General features: G+C 59.3%; 5 protein-coding genes. 2 read left to right on the forward strand and 3 right to left on the reverse strand.

From position 1 onward, the window contains the following. Nucleotides 1–4: 4 nt before the first annotated feature. Genes QEH57_RS15790 through QEH57_RS15800 form a run of 3 tightly spaced genes read right to left on the reverse strand, consistent with a single transcriptional unit; the run spans nucleotide 5 to nucleotide 3,516 of the window. Complete coding sequence (locus QEH57_RS15790; RefSeq protein WP_309007727.1) at nucleotides 5–721, reverse strand: ABC transporter ATP-binding protein; 717 nt, start codon at nucleotides 719–721, stop codon at nucleotides 5–7. Continuing rightward, a complete protein-coding gene (locus QEH57_RS15795; RefSeq protein ID WP_309007728.1) occupies nucleotides 721–2,049 on the reverse strand; it encodes an efflux RND transporter periplasmic adaptor subunit in 1,329 nt (442 codons plus the stop codon). Before QEH57_RS15795 ends, QEH57_RS15790 begins: the two co-directional genes overlap by 1 nt. 9 nt (nucleotides 2,050–2,058) lie before the next feature. Continuing rightward, nucleotides 2,059–3,516, reverse strand: a complete 1,458-nt coding sequence (locus QEH57_RS15800) for an efflux transporter outer membrane subunit (RefSeq protein ID WP_309007729.1) — start codon at nucleotides 3,514–3,516, stop codon at nucleotides 2,059–2,061. A gap of 218 nt (nucleotides 3,517–3,734) precedes the next feature. On the opposite strand from QEH57_RS15800, the gene QEH57_RS15805 reads away from it, so the two are divergent. Continuing rightward, on the forward strand, nucleotides 3,735–5,780 hold the full coding sequence (locus QEH57_RS15805; protein ID WP_309007730.1) for a hypothetical protein: 2,046 nt from the start codon (nucleotides 3,735–3,737) through the stop codon (nucleotides 5,778–5,780). Between the two features lie 65 nt (nucleotides 5,781–5,845). Beyond that, the gene (locus tag QEH57_RS15810) at nucleotides 5,846–6,547 is read left to right on the forward strand and encodes a spermine synthase (protein WP_309007731.1); all 702 of its coding nucleotides are present in this window, start codon (nucleotides 5,846–5,848) and stop codon (nucleotides 6,545–6,547) included. Nucleotides 6,548–6,638 lie beyond the last annotated feature (91 nt).

Below are 6,638 nucleotides of genomic sequence, written 5' to 3' on the forward strand. Positions count from 1 at the left end.
AGAATCAAAGGGCTGTAAGTTCTGAGTGAATACTATCGGTATAGACGAGACCATCGATCACCCGCACGGTCCGCTTGGCATAGGCGGCGACGTCGTCCTCATGCGTTACCATGAGGATCGTGATGCCTCGGTCGTCGTTGAGCCGCGTCAACAGATCCATAATCTCGCCGGTGGTTTCGGTGTCCAGGTTCCCCGTCGGTTCGTCGGCGAACAGCGTGCTTGGGTTCGTAACGATGGCCCGAGCAATAGCGACGCGCTGCTGCTGGCCGCCCGAAAGTTCAGCGGGCGTATTGCGCTCCTTGTCGTGCAATCCGACCTGAGCCAGAGCGTCCCGCGCCATTTCCTTGCGTTTCGCGCGCTTGATTCCCCGATACAGCAGGGGCAGCTCGACGTTCTCGATAGCGCTCGTACGGGCCAGCAAGTTGAATCCTTGGAAAATAAATCCCAGGGCGAAACGCCGTAAGAGGGAAAGCTGCACCGAGTCTAGATTCTCGACAGCAATACCGTCGTAGAGGTAACTGCCGGAAGTAGGTCGGTCCAGACACCCCAGGAGGTTCATCAAGGTCGACTTGCCGGAACCGCTTGGACCCATGATAGATACGAACTCGCCTTTCGCGATCTTAAGGTCGATCCCCTTCAACGCTTGAAACGCCGCATCCCCATTCCCGTAGGTTTTGGTCAAATCCTTCAGCTCGATCAATACCGGTTCTAGGTTCTTCATTATACGTTCTGGTTCTCAGCGGTGATAACAAGCGTACCTTCGCTCAGTTCTTCGGAGATCGCTTCGACAAAGCGACCGTCGCTCAAACCGATGCTTACCTCGACAGGGCGCGGTCGACCGCCTTCAAGTATCCAAATTTTGGACGCGCCGGAATCCAGATCGACCGGATCCTCTCCGCGATTCCCCATTCGAGATCCCGGACGGGAGGGACGGGGCAGCAGACTGTCGAGAAAAGACTTCTTCTCTCCGCTTGCAGCAGAGCTCGGTCCCATCCCCTCCGCGTCAGGAGGCGTAGGATTGAAACGCAGGGCGGAGATTGGCACCAGCAGTACGTTCTCATGGTAGGCGACGTCGATATCGGCAGTCGCAGTCATCCCCGGACGCAGGCTTAAGTCTTCGTTGCCCACGGAAAGTTCAGTCGAGTAGGTGACCACGTTATCGGTGACTTCCGAGCCGTAAGCGACTTTCAGAACCTTAGCCGCGAAGCTTCGATCCGACCAGGCATCGACCGCGAACTGAGCGCTTTGCCCAGAAGCGACAAGACCGATGTCCGCTTCCGCAACCGCGACCTCCAACTTCATTTCAGATAGGTCTTCGGCGATCACGAACAATTCCGGCGTACTGAAGCTAGAGGCCACGGTCTGCCCCGGTTCGATGCTGCGGCTGAGCACGACCCCATCGATTGGCGAAACGATAGACGCTTTAGACAAGTCGTTCTCCCTCGTTTCGACATCCGCTTCCGCTTCGCTAATGGCAGCTTGGGCGCTGAGGACATCCGCCCGGGCACGCTCCGCGGCCGCTTCGGTGGCAGCAAGGTCCGCTTTGGAAGGAATGCGCCCATCGCTGATTCGCTGCAATTCCTGCTGGCGAGCCAAAGTGGCCTCCGCTTCCTTCAAGGTCGCTTTCGACTGCGTAAGCCGAGCCTTGGCGGACTCGAGAGCGGCCCGGCTCGCCTTGAGCTGGTTTTCCAATGTCCTCGTATCGAGTCGAGCCAATACCTGCCCTTTCTCCACGCTGTCATTGGAATCTACATACACTTCGACGGTCGTACCAGACAGCTCGCTGCCTACGGAAACTTCGTTCGTCGGCTCCAGGTTTCCAGTCGCCGTCACAGTGAGACGTATATCGCCGCGCTTGATTTCTTGGGTCACGAAGCTCGGCCCGCCTGGGTTCGCTTGAGCTCGTTTTCCCAACGCGACCCAAAGCGCGATTCCCAGCAATAGGACGCTCGCAATCACGATAATACGTTTCCTGGGACTACGGGTGGGACGGCCTGCGTTGATTGCTTCAGCGAGCTCAGTATTCGAATGGTTTTGTGTGGCTTTCATGAGAAAAGATTAAAGTTGGGAAATTGAGGTGGGGACGGACCAACCGCCTCCGAGCGATTTATACAGTTGAACATGGGCGGCGAGGGCTTGGGCCTGCGTAGCAATACGCGATTGTTGGAGACTCAGTTCGGTCCTCTGGGCATCCAGCACCGTAAGCGCATCCACCTCACCCGCTTCGTACTGCATCTGAGCAAGAACGACCGATTCCTGTGCCGCTTCGCTGGCGCGTTCGAGCGTATCGAGTTGTTGGTTACGCTTCTTGATCGAACTTAACGCGTTTTCGACTTCACTCAATGCCGCGAGCACGGAGCGTTCGTAATCCAGGTAAGACTGGGTCAGCGCTTCTCTTTGGATCTCTATGGTGCGGCTGATGCTTCCGGCGTTCCAGATCGGAGCGCTCAACCCAGCAACGAGGCCGGAGAGGATCCTTTGGGGGTCGATCAAGTCCTCAGCAGAAAGCGCGTCGACGCCAATGGACCCACTCAGCTTTAGGCTCGGGAAACGGCTAAGTTCCGTCGCATCCAAACGAGACTGGGCAGCCAAAATAGCATTCTCCGCCGAGCGAACGTCGGGACGTTGCCGCAAGGTCTCCGCTGGGATTCCAACGGCGATCGAGGCGGGGGCTTGGGGAAAGGTCGCAGGCAGTTCGAGCTGATCCAGCAAGGACGGCGGCGTGCGTCCCGTAAGCAAGGCCAAGCTATTGCGCGTCTCCGCGATACTCTGTTCCAAATCGGGAATTTGCGACCGCGCCTGTTCAGCGGATGCGATCGATTGCTGCGTGCTCAAGGCATCGCCTTCGCCCACCTGCTCCTGCCATTGAGCGATCTGCAAAGTAACTTCCCGCGTATCCAAACTGCTGCGGACAACTTCGAGCTGCGCCTCGTAGGAACAAAGGCTCAGGTAAGTCGCGGCAACTTCCGCAGCGAGCGAAACTTGCACCTGCCGGTAATCGTCTGCTGCGGCAGCGAGCTCCGCGTCTGCTGCGTTCAGGTATTGACGCTGCTTCCCGAAAAGATCGATTTCCCAGCTCGCGTCTAGCCCTGCCGTGTAGGATTCGACATCCGTAGAGCTGTCGTTGACCCGGTCTTTTGTATGGGCGTTCGAAGCGGAGGCGCTCGCCGTCAGCGAAGGCCAAAGGTCCGCTTGCTCCAGTCCGCGCTCAGCTCGAGCCATCCGAATCGCAGACAAGGCGCTTCGTATATCGGGATTGTTGGCGAGGGCATCTTCCACGAGGGATTCCAGCTGCGGGTCGCCAAAAAGCTCCCACCACTGGCTGAGCGATTCCGTGTCGAGCGACGCGTCAGTCTCAGTCGCGTTTTGCCAGGCGCTTGGCAGTTCCGCATCGAAGTCCGCTTGGCTCTGCAAGATCGAAGTCGTCGTCGCGCAAGCGCTCAGCCCCCCTAAAACAAGGACAAGGGCGCTCCGGCTGAAAATGCGTGGCAAGGCTTTCTTATTTCGTTTCGTCATATGGCATTCCTGTGAGGATGCCACGACTCTAGCAGATCGAACCTTAAGATATGGTTAAGTCCGGAAGAAAACCCGCCATACCTGAGAGCCCCCTCGACATCGACTCTTCCACCACCGCCATGGTGAAGATCAAAAAAGTCAGGCGACCAGCCCAGCTCCCCACTTGCTACTCCCGTCACCCTTTCTAGAAACGATCCACCTCTCCAACATCCCTTCTCATGAGCAAGAAATCCAAAACGCGCGACTGCCCCGCCGTCGGCCGACCTATCAAATCCATCGAGTGCGGGGAAAACCGCCACCGCTCCTACCAATGCCCTGCCGACTGCCCCCACAGCCCCTTCTCACTCGGGAACGACGAGCAGTTCAGCCTTATCGAGGACCGGACCGACACCGCCACGATCGAGCGCGCCTACGAGGACCGCTTCACCAAAGCCGCCATCGCGGCCGCGGCCAAGGATCGCTCCGCCCACTCTCTCAACCGATGGTACTCCACTCTGGTTAACCTCTTCTTCAACAGCAAGGGCGAGGACGGGCTCCTCTTCGGAGAACGCTGGAAACAAGCCGGCTACCCGGGACTGCGGGGCGACGAGCAATTTCTCTTCGACTGCAAACGCCAATCCCGCTTCATCCTGCTCGAGGTGCAAACCGTGGAAGACTCCGAGACCCTCACCGGCATCGACTTGCTCCAACCACAGGGAGAGCGCTTCACGATCGTCGACAGGTCCCTCGCCGCCACCGCCTCACGCTTCCAACGCTTCGCCTGCATCGCCTACCCGAGCCCCAACTATTGGCGGGTAGGCGGCACACTCGCAACGCTGCCGAAAACGAAAGACTATTCGCACCGGGACGCCTTGACGGAAATCGTCCGCCACCTCGGAGGCTCTCTTGAACAAAGCTGGCTCATGGCCAACTTCGATAAAGTCGCGGAAGCGGGGGAAGCAACGCGCGGGGAGTTGAACCGGCTCGCCCTCCTGAACTCCGACCTCATCGAAGCCACCGCCGACTACCAGCTCGCCAAGCCACCTGCCAAACTCCGACCCAAGATCGAAAAAGCAGGCTTTCAAGTCGACGAAGTCTCCGACAACGAAGCCGCAGCCGGCTGGCATGAAGCCTACATTCTCCCCCTCACTCCCGAGGAAGCGCGAAAGTACAACGCCGAGCAGGCCGGAACCACGCCCTACCTCGGCATCCTCCTGCTACGAAACCAAAACGCCCAACTCCATGCCACCTCGAAAGCCAACCTCGACGAGCTACGCAGCCGCTTCGAATCCGCCCTCGGCCCCGACGTCGCCTTCCAAAAGGAGCTCGTAAGCAACCACGCCGCCCAAAGAGCGAACGCGATCGGGGCCGCAGACCCCAAGCTCGTGCCGCCCTCCCTCCTGAAAGATCCGGGCGCCTTCGAGCAAACCTCCAGCCGCACCGACGCCCCCGTCGCAGATGACGCCCTGGACCTGACCACCGAAGGCCTCATCCGGTCCTACTACGAAAGGATCCTCGACCAACCCGTTCCGGAGCTCGGCGGCGCCACCCCGCGCCAAGCCTCCCAAGACCTCCAGCTCCGGCCAAAGCTGATCGAATGGGCCAAAGGAGCCACGACCAACGTCGACACCCAGAACCTCCACAGCGGCATAAACGTCGACATCAACTGGCTCTTCAAGGACCTCGGCCTTCACGAGATCGACTTCCCCCCGCCGCCCCCACGCCCGATCCCAAGCAGCGACTTCGACATCGAGGACGATTTCGAGGACAATTTCCTCGGAGACGAGGACCAGGAAATGGAGTTCCTCGACGACCTAATCCAGGACCGCTTGGAAGAATACGAGACCGCCGCCGAGGCACTTGACGATATGCAAGCCGGCGGCTGCGACTTGATCGAGGAGCTCTACGCCGCCACCGAGGGCATTATCGGAGCAGAACAATTCGACATCGTCACCCCCTTGCTGATCTGCGCTTGGCTCGCCGTCGTCCCCAAAGGCAAGCCCTTGCCCCTCCCGCCGGGACTCGTTCAATCATGCACCCAGGAGTTCCTGAGAATTACCGCCGAGCAGTCGCGCTCCCCCGACGGTACCGAAGACGAGATGATCGCCAAGATGTGCCACGATCCGGCACTCTTGCTTTGCCTCCTTAACCGACTCGAAGCCACCAACAAGACCCTGCCCAAGAAGCTGAAACTAAGCGAAGCAGACAAGACCTCAGCCTTTGCCACCCTGCTGATCGGCACCAACGTCCTACTGGAGGCCTACGAACAAAGCTACCCGTTCTAAATAGGCGCCGCATCGCCTCCCCGGCGCTTGCATCCCTTAGCCGACTTCTCTCTGCTCCCTGCCCGATGAAGCCAAACATAACGCTCGCCGAAACCACCACTCCCAACGGAGCTCGCATGACGCTCGTCGAGCACGACGGCAGCTTCTGCATCCGGGTAAACGGCCAGCAGCTCATGCACTCCAAGGTCGCCACCTCCGAGATCCAGCTCGGCCGCATCGCCTGCGAACGCCACGGCAACGCCGACCAGCAACCCAAGGTCCTGATCGGCGGGCTCGGCCTAGGCTTCACCCTCAAAAGCGTGCTCGACTCCACCGGCCCCCAGGCGAGCGTGCACGTCGTCGAACTCTTCCCCGAGATCGTGGAATGGAACCGGACCTACATGGCCACCCTCAACGGCGACGCCCTCAAGGACGAGCGCGTGGAAGTGATCACCGAAGACGTCGCCGACGTCATTTCCCGCTCCACCTCAGCGCCCTACGACGCCATCGCCCTCGACATCGACAACAACACGACCGCCATGGTGAAGACCGAAAACCACGATCTCTACGGCAAGCAAGGGATACGCAAGATCTGGCAAGCCCTGCGCCCCGGCGGCCGCGCCGCCCTCTGGTTCGCCGCCCCCGACGCAGCCATCGAACGCCTGCTCAAGAAAGCCGGCTTCCACGTGCAGGCCATGCCGGCCAAAGTCTTCGGATCCTCCCGCCGCGAAGCCTACATGATCTACGTCGCCGACAAGCCGCTAAGCGACAAGACGCCTGCAAACTAGCCTGAATAATTCACGAAAAAAGACGCTGCATTGGCAAATGCTTCCTGTTAAGGAAGTTGTGTGATCAAACCAAAAACAGCGTCTTTGAACA

Source organism: Pelagicoccus sp. SDUM812005, assembly GCF_031127875.1.
In the GTDB taxonomy this organism is placed as follows: Bacteria; Verrucomicrobiota; Verrucomicrobiia; order Opitutales; family Opitutaceae; genus Pelagicoccus.

Bases quoted from the DNA above. Each gene is read 5' to 3' on its own strand.
- QEH57_RS15790 (WP_309007727.1), bottom strand. From the start codon at position 721: ATGAAGAACCTAGAACCGGTATTGATCGAGCTGAAGGATTTGACCAAA.
- QEH57_RS15795 (WP_309007728.1), bottom strand. From the start codon at position 2,049: ATGAAAGCCACACAAAACCATTCGAATACTGAGCTCGCTGAAGCAATC.
- QEH57_RS15800 (WP_309007729.1), bottom strand. From the start codon at position 3,516: ATGACGAAACGAAATAAGAAAGCCTTGCCACGCATTTTCAGCCGGAGC.
- QEH57_RS15805 (WP_309007730.1), top strand. From the start codon at position 3,735: ATGAGCAAGAAATCCAAAACGCGCGACTGCCCCGCCGTCGGCCGACCT.
- QEH57_RS15810 (WP_309007731.1), top strand. From the start codon at position 5,846: ATGAAGCCAAACATAACGCTCGCCGAAACCACCACTCCCAACGGAGCT.